Origin of the sequence: Paraburkholderia madseniana (assembly GCF_009690905.1) — a bacterium.
GTDB classification, from domain to species: domain Bacteria; phylum Pseudomonadota; class Gammaproteobacteria; order Burkholderiales; family Burkholderiaceae; genus Paraburkholderia; species Paraburkholderia madseniana.
In genome coordinates, this window is the sequence record NZ_VOSW01000007.1 from 133,845 (window position 1) to 148,599 (window position 14,755).

Genomic DNA, 14,755 nt, shown 5'->3' on the forward strand with positions numbered 1-14,755 from the left:
TTCAGCCGATGCTGTTAAAAAAGTCGCTGCGCGGCGTTTCTGGCAATCGCGGCGGTTGTGGGCCCATCGCGGTCGAAGGCATTGATAAGAAGCGACTCCTTCTCCGTCGGCGCCGCCGGATGCCAGCCCTCGACGGACAAACCAAGCCCCTTAAGAACGCTAGCAAACCGCCAGAGCTTGCCATACTCGACCCCGATATCGGGCAATCGCTGCTTGGTTAGCCGATAGGTCAGATCGAAGTTCAATTCAATACGCCCTTTCACGGTTTGCGCGGATAGCGGTTTCCCATGTTCGCAGATGGCCTCGCTTAAAGTTCCGTATACAGCGGAAGCAGATCCTGATCGACGAGTCTCTTTTCGATAGCGTTCGCCACGGCTACATGTTCCTTGTTCGTCGCAGAGAAAGGCTCATCAATCACACTGACAATGATGGTGCCCTTCTGCCGCTTGCCGTCCATCACAGGAATAAGATCACGTGCCTCCGGAATTTGCGCGGCGGTGAGGACGCGCGGCAAATAGAGCATCCATCCAGCGCCCGGCCGTTTTTCAAAAACTCTGTATTCCGATGAATACCGGAACGATCCGACTTCAACACTCAGCGCCGGCCAGATATGGGTCGCCTCGGTCACGATATCTGCCACGACATCACATTCTGCAAGAGACATGACGCCTTTAGTCTGCAGGCTTAAGACGCACAAACCACTCACAGACAGTTGGTCCGTGAAAGCCGCGCCCCCGTTGCCTTCGATACCGTTCCACGCGCCAAACGAGCGTACGTGCGGATTCGCCTGCTTTTCGGCCTTTGCCATTGCTATGGCAGCAGTGGTCGGTCCGGTGGAATCGAAAGCCCGGTTGAGAAGTGACGCTTTCACGTTGTCCGCTGGCGGAAACCAGCCATCGATCGGAAAACCCGCGACTTGCAATGCGCTCGCAAATTGCCACAACCGGTGATACTCAGTTTCGATCGTCGGCAATTCGGGCGCGGACAGACGAAAAGTCAATTCGAGGTTCAGACTGTAATTCATGATGTCGTCAATTCCAGTTCACTGAAGCGGGCGCAGCTCAGTTCGAATAAGTGGAGCGGCTAGCGTGAAAGCTCGCGTGAAATAACGGTAACTCAATCGCTGCATGAAATACCAGTGAAGCTGGGCGGGCGGATTGGCTACCACGATACCGTTTTGGGTAGACGCTTGGTCGACCATTTTTCGGACCCCGGAAACTCTGAAAAAAAATTTCGGCTCACCCGTCTCCGGATCAAAAAACTGATCATAATTCGCCTTTGCCTCTTCCAGCTGACACAGCGACGCACGAAACCCATCGAAGTCGAGCCCGCTGAAACTCCACTCCGTATTCGGCGCGAAGCCTGTCACCTGCGCCTGATACGTGCGCGAGGTGTCTGACATATTCCAGTTACGCGTCACGAGGTTACCCGCATCCGGTGGACACTTCTTGCACGCTTCGTCTGTCTTCGGCATGGTTCGCGCGACCGGTTGGGTCTTGCTCTTGTCTTGCGCCTGATCGCCGGATAACGACAGGATTCCCGCAACAGCGGTCCCGCCTAGCAAAGCGGGGAATGCTTCGGCAAGCAATGCGCCCGCTCCTTCGATGAGCGGAATTGCCAATACAGCCATCAGTTACTCTCCCGTCAAATCGATTTCACAGATCCGTGAACCGCGGCAACAGGTCTAGATCCACGAGTCTTCTCTCAATGGCATTCGCGGATGCAACATGCTCCGCGTTATCGATGCGAAAAGCGCCATCATCGACGCTAACGACGATCGTTCCCGTCCAATGCCCGCCTTCCATCACGGGTATCAACCTGCGCGCCTCGGGCACCTGAGCGTGTGCGATTTCGCGCGGCAGGTACAGCATCCACCCTGCGCCGGGCCGATCGTCGAACACCTGTTGTCTCGCAAAATATCTATACGAACCGACCTGAATGCTCGATGCAGGCCAGATGCGGGTCATATCGTGCAGCACTGCCACGACCACAGCCGGATCGAACAAGCTGGCGATGCCGTCGGAATCGACTTCGCAGATACACAATCCCGCGACGTCAAGCAGATCGGTCATCACTACGCCGCCCGGTCCTTCTATTCCGTTCCATGCGCCCAAACCTCTCAGACCGGGATAGTAGTCCTCAGCCGCCTTTGCCATCGCAAGCACCGCTTCGGTCGGACCTGAGGCGTCGAATGCCTTGATGCGACGCGACGCCTGCGGAGTGCTCGACGGAGGGTGCCAGTCATCCACACTCAATCCGGTTTTTTGAGCGAAACAGCGAGCTTCTACAACCATCCATAGCTCTTCATGGGAAGGAAGTTCCTCTTGCTGCAACCGGGAGCTCAGGCGAATGTTAAGGTCTGCCGTGATCCTCCTCCAGGCTCGCAATGCGAACGCCGCCGATAGCCAACACAGCCATCACCGCGTCTCCCTATCCCTATCAATCAACTTCCGCCGCGTCACCGCCAGCAGATCTTCAAACCGCTCCTCAACCGGTCGTCCCGGCTTCGCGAGCCAAGCCGCGATCCCCGGCTTGCGATAAAACTCTGGCACATCCGCTTCGACATAAAGAAACTCCACCAACTCCTTGTCCTGCTGAAACCCCATGCGCTTCGCGTCCCCATACGCCCGCACCAGGCGGTCGAGCAAGGTCGGATCGTCGGCGTAACGCGGGGCGTCGCGCACGATATCGTCGCGAATCGTCGTGACAAAATTGCGTTCGTCGCTCGCGCACAAAGCGGCCCATTGTTCTGCGGTCAGTTCAAGCATGGTGAGAGACGTGAAAGCGTTTGCCATCCGCGAGGCCGTGCCACTCGTCCACATCGCCGAAATAAGCGCGACGTCTTTCGGTGTCGAGCGCATTGAAGAGCGGCACGAAAACACGCGGATCCCAGAACCGGAGCAACGCAATCTTGCCATTCGGCAGTTTGCTGTTGAGCTTGCGTTGCAGTGTCCGCACGAGCGACTCGATATCCTGCGTGCTGAACAACCACATCACACCAGGCCGCGCTGTTTCCAGTTCATCGAGTGAAGCCACCACGTCGGCATCGGGTTGCGCGATGTCGACAAGCCATGGTCCAGCGGATGCCAATGGCTCATCTTCTGTCCCGGCGAAAAGCGTGTGCACAGTGCCCCAGCGGCGCCGCAAGCTGCAGCCGAAATGCTGTTCGTACTGCAGGCCATCGACCAGCGCATACGCACGCAGCCCCGGCGCATCCGCACGCAAACGCTCCAGCCGTTCAGCGAGAGTCGTTGGGATCATGAGCGCACGACAGTGGAAGCGCCCGTTTCTGCGGCATGAGCGAGGCACTCGCGACACAAGGTCGGCGCGACTTTGGACCCCGCCGCCGCGGCTGTCGTGCCCTGCATTGACGCAGGTACATTGCCGGTGGTCTCGGATTGCGCGGCGATCAACACCGCACCGCACGAGGTCTTGTCGCCATGAAAAGCGAGCGGCACACCTTCCACGGTCATCGCCGGATTCTGCGATGTCACAATCGGAAACGTGCCGTCGCATTTCGGACAATGGACGAGGTCACCGAGCCGCGCGGCGCGCCGTCCGCTGTCGCCGACGCCGATGGTCGCCGAAGCGGAAACGATCTTGCCGCCGTGCGACGTGCTATCGCCTTCACATGCGATCGAAGTCATAAGTCACCTGCCGTCAATCTCGAATGTCGAATCACGTTCAAAGCTAGGTCCGTTTGCTGCGGCGCCCACCGCTGAAGTCCACGGTGCTGACAAAGAACACACCAACGGCGAAGAACGGCAAGCCGATGACAAAGAGGATGGCAGGCAGTCCCCAGTGCTCCCAGAAGCTGTCGATCATCGCGCGATCGGGCGTATTCGCATCGTAGAGAACACTGACCTCATCACCGCTGCCGAGATCGTTATGCGATGACGACGACCCCTGGGCAAAGGTGACTTCTTTCCCCGTCGCGGTTTTGAACGCGACAATCGCCGAGTACATGTGCGAGCGCGGCTGATAAGGCCGCTCGGCTTCCTGGACTTCGACGACTTTGCCTGTCGTGCGCGTATAGCTTCCAACGATCTGCCGTTCGCGCATCGCCGAAGCGGCAGCGCCCAGCAGAAATCCCGCGCCGATGACAATAGGAATCAGGCAGATCAGTAGATTCTGTCGGCCGCGTTTGCGCCTCGCCTGCGAGTACGACGAAGGCGCGACATGTTTAACCTTGCCGCGCTCGATTACGAACATCACCGCGCCAATCGCTGAAAACACCACGCTGAGCAACATCACTACGCCGACAGGAAACCAGCGCTGCCCAAAGTCGTCGATGATCGCCGAGCGTGCGGGGTTCGCAGGGTCGTAGAACACGCGCAACGTTTGGCCGATATCGTAGGCCGGCTGCGTCGACGACGTCTGGCCCGTGATCTGTTCGCGCTCGCCGCGTGCGGTCGTGAAGACAATCACGGGTTGATACGAACGCCAGCTCCGGCCGCCCTGGTCGTAACTCACCACGGTTCCTTCGGCGACCGTCATGCGATGCGTGGCGATCAGCGAAGACACGAGCCAGCACAGCGAAAAAAGCAGCGCGCCGAGACTGAGCGTCAGGATGACGAGCGTGCTTCGGCTGTGCGGCGACGGGGCGGCGGCTGAATTCATCATGAGTGGACGGTTGGAGCGTGCGTGCGCATCTCACTGACCTGTTGGCGAAGACTGGTTGAGCACGCATCGAAACCCGAGATCGGCCTTCGCGGTATCGGGCGCGAAGCCCGTGCGGTCGATGACGAGTCGCGTGCGGCTATCGGTTGCATACCGGACGCTGCGCAGGCTGCCTCGCTCCGGACCTCGCGGATCGTGCGCCGCCGCGTGGCTATAGTATTTCTTGTCGAACCAGTCATAAGTCCATTCCTTGCCGCGGCCGAACACGTCCGACACGCCCAGCCGATTGTCGCCATACGTGCCTACCGGCCGGCTAACCAGCGGCTCCGGGCTGGTGCCGTTCTCTTCCATTTTGTCGATGATGTTGTCGAGCTGTTCGAGGTTGTATTTGCCGTCGACAACCGGCACCGCGGCGCTGGGAATCACCCATAACTCGCCGCGCGAACGTGCTGCATATTCCCACTGCGCCTCAGTCGGCAAATCGACTGGCAGACTCACGAGCGTACCGACCCATGCGCAGAAATCGCGCGACTGTTGCCACGTGATATGCGCCACGGGGTAGTCGGGAAAACGGAACTCCAGGTCTTCGTGTTTGCTGATCGCGATCGGCGGCAAGCCATTGGCGCGTGTGTAAAGGTCATAGTCGGCGTAAGTCACGCGATGCTTGAAAATCGAGTAACTGTCGAGCGTCACATTGTGTGCGGGCGCGGCGCCGTCGTTGGCGGAGTAGGGCAGTCTGTCCTGCGACTTTTCCGGACCGAAATCGCCCATCAGGAACTGGCCGCCTTTGACGAAGACCAGTTCGCGATGCACCTTGTCCTTGAATCTGGCGAGTTCGTCATTAGAAGGCGGCGGCAACGACTTGAAGTAATCCTGCAAGATGCGGATGGTGTCGTCGTAGGGCTTACCGGTTCCCCAGTTCAGCACAGTGCTGAGATGTTCCCACGTGTCCTTCTTCGGTGACGGTGTCGTAATCTCGCGGATCAATTGATCTTTGTCAGCGGGTGCGTTCACGTCGACTTTCTGTGCAAAAACGCTGCCCGACAACAGCAACGATATTCCGGCAACCAATAGCGCCCGTGATTTCTCTTGAGCCAGACGAGACCGATAACCCATGCAGCACCACTCCTATATTCTCTATTGAACCGATGTCGCCGCTCAAGCCATCTGGGAGCCGTCGCCCGCGGTCGTTTTTGGATCCATCCAGGCGAGCGCGGTTCCTTGCTGCATCTGGTACGCGGCCGAATCGTTGAAGACAAAGCCGAAACCCGGCGCCGGGTCGACACGCATACGGCTTTCCACCATCGCCAGCTGGCTCGTGCCGACGAACTGTCCTATCTCATTGCGCGCAACTTGCGCATTGCCCTTAACCGCAATTTCCGACGAGGTGAACTGGTAGACGTTCTCCAGTTCGTTCCTTATCTGGGCGGCTGCAAGAATACGGCTGATCGCATCGGTCGCTTCCAGCCGCCATTCGTCGAATCGGTCGGCGATGGACTTTAACGCATAAACGATATAGCCCTTCACCTCCGCAAGACTGTTCAGCAGCGAGTCATGCGCGTTCCTGATTGCGTTGAGGAATGCTCGAGGCTGGGTACGGATAAAGTCGGTCAGCTCGGTTCTCATTTCGTCGAACTGTTTGCCGACGTAGGCGCCGATCTCCTTACCCTTGGCAATCGCCAACGTGTACATCGCCACGAACGTCCTGAAGGCATCCTTGGCGAAGTACTGAAGGTTTTTGTCGCCAGCATAGGCAATCTGGGTTTTGGCCCACCAGGCGAACTCGGCCATGTTGACGACGTCGACCGCGGCTTCCACTTCGCCCTTCAAGCCAACACCGACGCATAAGCCCGCCCTCATCAGAATGCGAAACTTGTCGTCATAGGTAATGTGGAACGCGGCCTGCGCGCCGGCGCCGGCCTGGCCGCTCACGCCCGGCTTGACGGACGCGAACGAGGTCCATTTGACCTTTTCCTGCGGGCGCCGCCATTCGAATGCTCCCTCCACGGAGGCCTCAGCCTCGACGCCGGCAAAGGCCTTCAGATCACCGCCCGCGTCAGCCTTGACTTCGACCTTTGTGACATCGAGTTTGGGCTGCTGCATTTGCGCCGCGTTGCGAGTAGCACGCGTACCTTTGACCTTCTGCGTCTTACCGTCGCGGCCGAGTTTGAATTCGACCCCGCCTTCCGCGAGGAGGCTCGCACCGCAAGAAGCTTCCGCCTTTGCCGCGAGCGAGATCCTGAAGAAGCCCAGCGTGGTGTCGGGCGTGCTCTTCCACGAGATCGCGCCGCTCTGGCTCTCGGTCGGTGCCGGAATCCATAGTTCAAGCCCGGATTTCCACGGCAGATAAAGCGTGGCTTTGATGTTTCCGTCAGCAAGCACTCCGCCGACTTCACCCTTCGCTTTCGCCGATGCAGCGACTTCGCCGCGCAGGTGCAATAGGTCGTCGAACGACTTGATGGTGCTTTCCGCTTTGGCGCTCGCGCCAGCACCGGCGAACAGCCGCAGGATCTGAGTGCCACCGGAGAACTCGCACATTGCGTTGGGATCGTCCGGTGATTTGAATTTGGCGGCCTTGTTGAACGCCTCTGCAAACTCAGGTGCCCACTCGCGACCCCAAGGCGGTGTCTTCCATTCGTGGAGCTTCGCTTTCTTGAACGCTTCGTCGAGCTTCTCCTGGATCTTCTCGTGATCCAGCTTATAGTTGCCCGTCGTCGCGTCCTTGACGAGAAAGGATTTGAGTTGGGGCTTGTCGGAGTCCAGCTTGTAGCGTCGAAAATGGTTCTTCACTTTCGACGACCGCACGTACGTAAAGCGCTGACCGCTGTACTTATCTTTGCCGGCCGCTGTCTTCCGCAAGGGCAAAAGCTCCCACACGCCATCCTTGTTGAAGGCGGGCGTCTCCTCGAGTTGCTCGTGAACTTCCGCGGTGGCGGCTTCTTCTTTCTTGATCGCTTCTTTCAGGTTCGCTTCGAGTTGCGGACGCAACGCCACATTTTCCTGTTGCTCCAGCCAAGCAGCGTGCGCGACGCCCAGTGCTTGCCGTGCCTCGATCAGGTTCTCGGATAGCCGACTCATCAGCGCAATCTCTTTCGCCACGGCATCGACGGATTCGACTGGGCATTCGAAAAGCTCGGCTGTATCCGGATAAAAAAAGAGGAGCGGCCGCTGCGTACCCTTGGCGTCGGCGGTGCTGCCTTCCTGCGCGTTCGATTGGCTTGTCCCAGCTGCGTTCTGACTATTCATGATTTGATCTCGACTCACCCGTCATGTTGTTGTCGATCCTAGGCCTGATCGTCCTCATGGAACATCTTCAACTCCTGTTCCTGAGTACCGGTGAAGACCCGCACGGTTTTGCCCTCGGCGTCGGTAATGCCGCGAGCCAGCACCTGACCATCGCCGCTTTCGATGCGGTAAGGCGCGAGCGGCATCACGTTGCCGGTGGTCTCGTCCTTCAGGATGAATTGCTGGTCGTTGACCACACTCTTGGGCAATGCTGCGGGTTGCCCGTCGTAGCGCGTCGGGCCGGTGAACGAATGTTCGGAGCCTTTGATATCCACCTGGCTCGGCGCGTGAACCTGAATGTTTCCGCCGCTGATGCGGATATAGGCGCCGCCCGACGTGAGCAGAATTTCTTTTTCCGCGCTCAACTGGATGGCATCGGTGGAGGATGAAATCTTGATGCCTTTGCTCGCAAGCACGTCGATGCCGTCTGTCTGCGCCTGAATCTCGAGCTTGCCGCGCGCGGCGATCAGTTTCATGCCGAGCTTGTATGCGAACAGGCTGATCTTATCGACCGCATTTGCGACGAGGCTTTTGCCGATCGCAACGTTGATATCGGTGTTCGCGGATATCGTCGCGTTCTCGCCCGCGTGAATATGGACGCTTTCCGGCGTGGTGATCCCTACGCCTTTGGGGGAAGCGAGCAACAGCACGGGATCGCTGAAGCCGTTGGCTTGGCCAGTGCCGCCCGACGTCTCCTGTCCCTGCGCGGAGGAAGCCGACAAGGCAGGCGAAGCGCTTCCGCCGTAGCTGGATTGGGTGGCATTTGTGAACGTCTTCAGCGAGTCGATCGCTTGCATATCGGCTGCACCGTGTTGTTGCGCAGTGTCCGCCGTTGCGCTCAACAACTGCTGACCTGCGGTCAACTGACCGCGCGCCTCGGTGGCGTCGAGTTGCTCACCGCTCGCAGCCGGACGGCCAAACGTGCTGATGTAGAGCCCTTTCTGGGAGCGGATCGCGCCGTAGGCGTCGGTGGCAAGTTCGAAGCCCGTGCCGCGGAATGCGCCACGCGTGTTGTCGGTTTGCGAGACCAGATAGCCGAGATTCAACTGTGCTGCGGTTTGCGTGCTGTAAAGCTGCGCGCGATTCTGACCGGTGGAATCGTCGAGCACTAGCTGGTTATACCCCGAGCCTTTATGTTCCTTTGACTTATAGCCGGAGAGCTGGCCCTGCGTGTGCCACTGCGGCGAGCTTGCGGAGTTATAGACGCGGCCTGTAATGAGCGGCCGGTCAGGATCGCCGTCAATGTACGTGATGATGACTTCCTGACCGATGCGCGGCACGAAGACGCCGCCCCAGTTGCTGCCGGCATTCGGGTATGACACGCGCACCCAGCAGGATGCCTTTTCGTCGCCGCTATTGATCCGGTCCCAGTGCATGCGGACCTTCACGCGATTCAACGAGTCCGTAAAGACTTCTTCACCCGAGGGACCGACGACCGTTGCGGTCTGCGTCGGCATGACGGGTTTGTGATGGTCCAATGGACTGCGAAACGGAATGCTGCGCCGCTGAGCCTCAATGGTCGCCATGAAAAAGCCGGTGCTGCCGTCGCCGCTCGGAATCAGCGCGGACGGCTGCACTGGGCCGAAATTGGCGCGTGTCGTGTTGACCTTAGTCTGGAGGCTATGAGGAAAATCGGCACCGCTACGTGATACCGGCAGATTGTTCTCGATCACCCAATCCACTGCTAGCACGGCGAATTGCCGCTCTTGCTCGTTGCCGCCTGAATGATCCGGATGATCGACAAGTTCAAACCACTGCCCTGCATCGATCCGCCGCACTGCGCCTACGCCATAGAAACGCTTTGCGCGCGACTCCCACTCCTCCATGCGGATCTTCGAAAGCGCGTCGCCACGGTCCTGCTCGCGATACGTGTACGCACCGGAATATTCGTAGACTTCCGCTTGCGAAGGCAATGAACCCTGATTGCCGACCGTCGGGATATTGGTGCCTTTCGCATATTGCGGCGATTTATAGTCGAATGTACTCGTGACAAGCGAGGTGCTTTGCAGTGTCCGGCTACCGGACCATTGAACGAGCGCGTCGGTTTCGCTGTTAGTGCCCGCCCGATAGAACGCCACGCTTTGCGGTGACGCAGATTTGAACGAATCCAGATTGTCCGTCACCACCAACTTGTGCGATTGTCCGTCGTCGGCCTGCTCAAAATAGCTGTACCAGCCTTCAGCTTCCATCAAACGATTGACGAAATTCCAGTCGTCTTCGTACTGAACGCAGAATGACCGCGGCTGAAGCGGCTTATTCAGCGCAAAGCGAAATGCGCCCTGGGCTTGAGGATGCTGATTGAATACGTCAGTAATGATTTCATCAACCGTGACGTCCTGCCAGATGCGCGCATCACGTCTGAAGCGCAGAAAATGCAACCAGCATGCAAATGCGACTTGATAGCTGGTCAGCCCGCCATCCGAGCCGAGCCGGCGAGCGGTGTGAACGAAGCCGTGCACAGGCCGATACGATTTGTCGGTTTGTTGCATCCATAGCGTAACGGGCTGCGCGATAAGCCGTTTAAGTTCGATGTTTTCGTCTGTAGACGCGACGTCGACGGTGAATGCGTAATCGCGGCCTATGCGGCTGTTTCCCACCACTCGCTGGACGAGCAATGCATTCGCACCGATAGGCGTATCCAGTTTGAGCAAACGCTCATTCTGGAATATTCCCGAACGAATTTGTTCGATTAGGTCAGCTGCGCCCATTTTTTGCACCCCGTCTTGTCACGTATTGGTTCTCGCCCGCAGATTCTAAGTCTGATGATAGCGGATGGTAAACATTCCCTTTGAATGTAGCTATCCGTTCCTGTTAAAGGCGGCGGCGACCGGAAATACGTTCCGATCAAATTGTTAAATTCTGAAAATCGGAAATATTTTCTTGAGTACGCGCGCGTTACTGTAACCGTCTCCCAATTAGCAAGATGAGATTCGTGACAATGAGTTTACCCTCGTAAAACGAATCCCTTGCTGAAAAAGTAAACTCAAGCAAGGAGCAGGCGATGACCGTCAAGGCAAAGCGGACACAGTACACGCTCGAATTCAAGCTAAAGGCGGTACGGCGGGTCAAAGAAAAGCAAAGCATGGCGGCAGTGGTGAGGCATTTGTTGAAATAACTTCGGCAGGACTTATGGTCCATTTTGGAAGCGACTACGAATGACCGAAAAGTGGCCGCGCTCAGTCGCCCTCGGCTCGTGGCTCCACCGGTTCCAGTTCTATTAGCGAAAGGAGGACAGATAGCTCGGCCGAGGAAAGACGCTACACTTCCTTTCGAGTTTTCAACATCTGCATGGCGCTTGTGCCCATTAAGCCGATCTGGCGCTTAAGCATCTCGCCACCCGCCGATCGATCGAGCTAACCTGATGAGGCAAGACATTTAATCGCCGCAAAAGCATAGGCGATCGGCGGGAGGCGTCGCAGCAGCGCTCGTTACCATCCCGGATTCAGAAGCGGGAGTTTAAAACGGCCTTTTCAGTCAGACGCGAATGCAAAATATCCAGACACTTTTCTTGTTCGTGTCGACGCATTTCATAGAATGACAGTGCGGCTCGACGCGGACTGGTGCGCGCTTCATTCGGCCGGTTATACCGGATCACCAGCAGAAAGCGCCCCCGGTTTACAAAAGCGATGTTCTCGTAAAGAATCGTGGTGCGACCAACCTTGCATTGATCGACATAGAAAACCGCGCGTGTCGTGAAATTCATGCTTACCAAGGCAGCCAGAGGTGCGAGGAAGACCATAAAAACATCGCCAAAACTCATGAATGGGTTCGACTGCGCAAAGACGATGTAAGACCCGGCAATAATGAGAAAAATGATACCGAGAGCCGGCATTGCAAAGCGGCTGCCACGCACGATCAGTTCTGGCTCGATAGTCTGGGGTAGGCTGTTCATATAAGAAATAAGAAAGTTGAACTCGTGGAAGACATCAGGCCCGGCACTTCCCTGCACTTCTACGATCTGGATAATGCAGCGATATTTTATTCGGACAAACACGAATAATATGGAAGAGTATTCTGCCCGACAGTCAGGGCTTTGTCCGCAATCAAATTCGATATTGATTCATTACGCATAAATTCAACAGACTCCTGCTCTATTGCTCGCTGACTACGATTACGACGAGGGCAGCGGCCCATTAGCGACGTCACAGCCAATATCTCGTCGACAGCGGGCTTCAATCGACAATGCGTGATAGGCCCTTGATACGTGGAAAAGGCGGAAGTCGAATGACGGAACGGTGTAAAAGTGATTCTTGCGGATTCCCGTGATCTTGTTGAAGGTCCGCAACCGGTCGCCTGCTGCCTGTCACCTATGCGGCCCGTTCGCAAAACTAATGCCTTCGAATAGCAGCGGTCGACCTGCCATTTCGATGGCTAATGTGACGCTACGCATCGCATTGGCGATACTGAGGGCAGCTAGGTGAGAACGCTGAATTGCTGCTGCTCAAGCGAAACCGTCTCGACAATCGTTTCGAACTCGGCCAGCAGGTCTGGTTGACGCTGCCGCAGGTATTGAGCTACCAGTTCATTCTCCAGCAGCCTGGCAAGATATCCCTTTGCGAGCACCAGGTTCAGCACATCCTGTCCGTAGGTCTGCTCGACAAGTTTGTATTGCCCCTGCAGATTGCTCATCTCCCGCTCCATCTTCGCCATCTGTTCAGGCGTCACACCGGTCAGCTTTGGCGGCTTCTTTCCATCAACCAGGCGTGATGCGGGTGTTGCGACAAGCAGCGCTTCGGCATAAGGCACGGTCACGTTGTTCGCCGCTATCATCAGTTCGACGCATTCGACCTGCCGCGTCGGCTTCATTTTTCGGATTGCGCGAGCGAGGTCTACAGAGAACTGACGATCTCCCAAGAGTTCGGCGGCTTCAGGACATATGCCGTCCAGCAGCGAAAGCTTCTTGAGGATCATGGACACGTCCATAGCGAGGGCCTTTGCCAGCCTCTCCGGCGACACGCCCCGTTCGACGACGCGCCGGATCATATAGTGCTCCTGGATTGTAGACAGCCGGTTGACGCGATTGTTGTACGTGTAGCTTTCGTCGTCGGTTGCAACCAGGCACGATACCTCGACGAATCCGAGCTTTTGCATCGCAATGAGGCGTAGGTGGCCATCAAGCAGCACATGTTGACCCGTACTCTGGTGTACTGCGGTAACCGACAATGGCTCAATCAGGCCGATCTCCTCGATCGAGGCCTTGATCTGTTTGAACTTGCGAGAATCGATGATCGTCACCGGCATCTTGCGCGACGGCAAGATGCACACTAAGGGAACAGATAGAGGCTCGGGAATGAAACCGAGCGTTACGCCTGTCATGCGACGCTCCCGCCCGACCAGACGCGCTCGGCAAGATATTTCGGCAACGTTGGCAGCCCCTCTGCACGTAGCAGATTGACGAAGTTTTCATCTGCAAAAATTTGCCGAAGTGCGCCAACGACAAACATGAGCCGCTGCTGCGCAAATTCGGCTTTACGCACCATCGACTTCTGGCGTTCGACTTCATGCTGATAGGTCCGCACCAGGCTCGATGTCGTCACATCCGCGAGCTTGCCCGACATGTTGCGGGCAGCGGAGCGCCCAAGCGTTTTACGTCGCTCGATAATCCGGCGGGCATCCATCAATTGCTTGCCACGTAGCTTGCCGGATTCGTAAGCTTCCTGCAGAGCAGCCTGCATTGCGGTGTCATCGTCACCGGCGCTGACAATAGACAGGGCGGCGTTGAGTGGAATCCGTCCCTTCTCTACTGCTATGACCAGTCGTTCTTCACCATGATGCAGTAGCATCAGGATACCTTGGACATATGATTGCGTGAGCCCCGTCTTTTCCGCGATCACCTTCGACGTATATCCCTGCTCCTGCAATTGCCGGATGCCGGCGAGGAGTTCGAGTGGTCGGCACTGACGACGCGCAATGTTCTCCGCGAGACTCATGATGAATGCGTCTTCGTCGCTGCCCGTCGGTCGAACAGTTCGGCATCGAAGTCGTCGCCCGCCCATGTTCTATAACGCTTCGCTTCGTCGCTATCTGGCTCCAGGCTCAGAACGCGCAACATTTCTGCATATCCGTAGGTACCACCGACGTCCTCGGGCGGACAGGCACGTTCTCCAGCACCAATCCAAGCCTCGCTGTGCGGCTCATGGTCCGTTTGAGTGACTTCTTCCACGTGAATGTCATGATGCCAGTCATCGCCAAAGTCATATCGATAGAGGAACCGGTGTCCCGGGTATGCAATCCGGTATAACCGCGCCTTGCGGTCATCCACCATTTCGGGATCTTCAGCAAACAGATCGAGCATGTTGTCGTTGTCGCCCATCGCGTAAGTCCGCCCGTCGATCTCGAAGTCATGCAAATGCGAGTCGGTCCACCCAAAGGCGGCTTGCAGGATGTGATGCAGCTTGCGCAAGGTGATATTGCCGTCGACGTGGATCCGGCGCCAGACGGGCGGTTCGATGTCACGGATCTGAGCGTGAAGTGTGTAGATGGTGTAGGACTTGGTCATGGATTCGAGCAAAGCATCATATTGGACGCAGGCAGAATTGCATTATCGCCCGACGTCGCAGTCGGCTGTGCCTGCCTGCTGCGTGCCGGGACCTATGCTGTGCGCTGTCCGGAAACCGACACGAATCGCGTCAGGCGGATGTTCGAGTCGAAGCGCTTCACATCGCGAAGTTGAACGGCAGGAGATCGGTGATGTCTGCTTCGGGTGGCCGTTGCGGCAGCTCGGTGAGCACATGCAAGAGATATGCGTAAGGTTCGACGTTGCACGCGCGGCACGTGAGCATCAGGCTATAGATCATCGCGCTGGCCTTCGCACCGGCAACGGTGTCACTGAACAGCCACGAGGATCTGC

15 protein-coding genes and 1 pseudogene are annotated in these 14,755 nt (G+C 57.3%); all 16 read right to left on the bottom strand.

All coding sequences use genetic code 11. The features are described from left to right. Positions 1 to 14 precede the first annotated feature (14 nt). On the bottom strand, positions 15 to 245 hold the full coding sequence (locus tag FSO04_RS05935; RefSeq protein WP_154558790.1) for a hypothetical protein: 231 nt from the start codon (positions 243 to 245) through the stop codon (positions 15 to 17). Positions 246 to 307: 62 nt separating this feature from the next. Continuing rightward, positions 308 to 1,024 (bottom strand): Imm52 family immunity protein, encoded by a 717-nt coding sequence (locus FSO04_RS05940; RefSeq protein ID WP_154558791.1) that lies wholly within the window; start codon positions 1,022 to 1,024, stop codon positions 308 to 310. A gap of 18 nt (positions 1,025 to 1,042) precedes the next feature. Continuing rightward, positions 1,043 to 1,630 carry a restriction endonuclease fold toxin 5 domain-containing protein gene (locus FSO04_RS05945; RefSeq protein ID WP_046567197.1) on the bottom strand — a complete coding sequence of 196 codons (588 nt, stop codon included), beginning with the start codon at positions 1,628 to 1,630 and terminating at the stop codon, positions 1,043 to 1,045. A gap of 25 nt (positions 1,631 to 1,655) precedes the next feature. Next, positions 1,656 to 2,249: an Imm52 family immunity protein gene (locus tag FSO04_RS05950; protein ID WP_233464755.1), complete on the bottom strand. Its 594-nt coding sequence runs from the start codon at positions 2,247 to 2,249 to the stop codon at positions 1,656 to 1,658. A gap of 168 nt (positions 2,250 to 2,417) precedes the next feature. Further along, on the bottom strand, positions 2,418 to 2,768 hold the full coding sequence (locus FSO04_RS05955; protein ID WP_154558793.1) for a hypothetical protein: 351 nt from the start codon (positions 2,766 to 2,768) through the stop codon (positions 2,418 to 2,420). Beyond that, positions 2,761 to 3,261 carry a DUF4123 domain-containing protein gene (locus tag FSO04_RS05960; RefSeq protein WP_166618150.1) on the bottom strand — a complete coding sequence of 167 codons (501 nt, stop codon included), beginning with the start codon at positions 3,259 to 3,261 and terminating at the stop codon, positions 2,761 to 2,763. The genes FSO04_RS05955 and FSO04_RS05960 overlap by 8 nt, the downstream gene beginning before the upstream one ends. Beyond that, positions 3,258 to 3,647: a PAAR domain-containing protein gene (locus tag FSO04_RS05965; RefSeq protein ID WP_154558794.1), complete on the bottom strand. Its 390-nt coding sequence runs from the start codon at positions 3,645 to 3,647 to the stop codon at positions 3,258 to 3,260. The genes FSO04_RS05960 and FSO04_RS05965 overlap by 4 nt, the downstream gene beginning before the upstream one ends. Positions 3,648 to 3,690: 43 nt before the next feature. Beyond that, a complete protein-coding gene (locus tag FSO04_RS05970; RefSeq protein ID WP_154558795.1) occupies positions 3,691 to 4,623 on the bottom strand; it encodes a DUF3592 domain-containing protein in 933 nt (310 codons plus the stop codon). Between the two features lie 30 nt (positions 4,624 to 4,653). After that, complete coding sequence (locus tag FSO04_RS05975; RefSeq protein ID WP_154558796.1) at positions 4,654 to 5,736, bottom strand: formylglycine-generating enzyme family protein; 1,083 nt, start codon at positions 5,734 to 5,736, stop codon at positions 4,654 to 4,656. 42 nt (positions 5,737 to 5,778) lie between these two features. Further along, on the bottom strand, positions 5,779 to 7,866 hold the full coding sequence (locus FSO04_RS05980; protein WP_154558797.1) for a hypothetical protein: 2,088 nt from the start codon (positions 7,864 to 7,866) through the stop codon (positions 5,779 to 5,781). Positions 7,867 to 7,904: 38 nt separating this feature from the next. Next, entirely contained in the window at positions 7,905 to 10,556 is a 2,652-nt protein-coding gene (locus FSO04_RS05985; RefSeq protein ID WP_233464756.1) for a type VI secretion system Vgr family protein, read from the bottom strand. Between the two features lie 791 nt (positions 10,557 to 11,347). After that, a complete protein-coding gene (locus FSO04_RS05990) occupies positions 11,348 to 11,899 on the bottom strand; it encodes a hypothetical protein (RefSeq protein WP_154558799.1) in 552 nt (183 codons plus the stop codon). A 419-nt stretch (positions 11,900 to 12,318) separates the two neighbouring features. Then, the gene (locus tag FSO04_RS05995) at positions 12,319 to 13,221 is read right to left on the bottom strand and encodes a plasmid partitioning protein RepB C-terminal domain-containing protein (RefSeq protein ID WP_154558800.1); all 903 of its coding nucleotides are present in this window, start codon (positions 13,219 to 13,221) and stop codon (positions 12,319 to 12,321) included. After that, positions 13,218 to 13,856 (bottom strand): annotated as a pseudogene (locus FSO04_RS06000) (ParB/RepB/Spo0J family partition protein); the annotation flags it as partial. The gene FSO04_RS05995 and the pseudogene FSO04_RS06000, both read right to left, overlap by 4 nt. Further along, the gene (locus FSO04_RS06005) at positions 13,832 to 14,404 is read right to left on the bottom strand and encodes a plasmid pRiA4b ORF-3 family protein (protein WP_154558801.1); all 573 of its coding nucleotides are present in this window, start codon (positions 14,402 to 14,404) and stop codon (positions 13,832 to 13,834) included. The gene FSO04_RS06005 and the pseudogene FSO04_RS06000, both read right to left, overlap by 25 nt. A 157-nt stretch (positions 14,405 to 14,561) precedes the next feature. Continuing rightward, on the bottom strand, positions 14,562 to 14,755 hold a 194-nt coding region (locus tag FSO04_RS06010), incomplete at its 5' end, for a transposase domain-containing protein (RefSeq protein ID WP_166618151.1).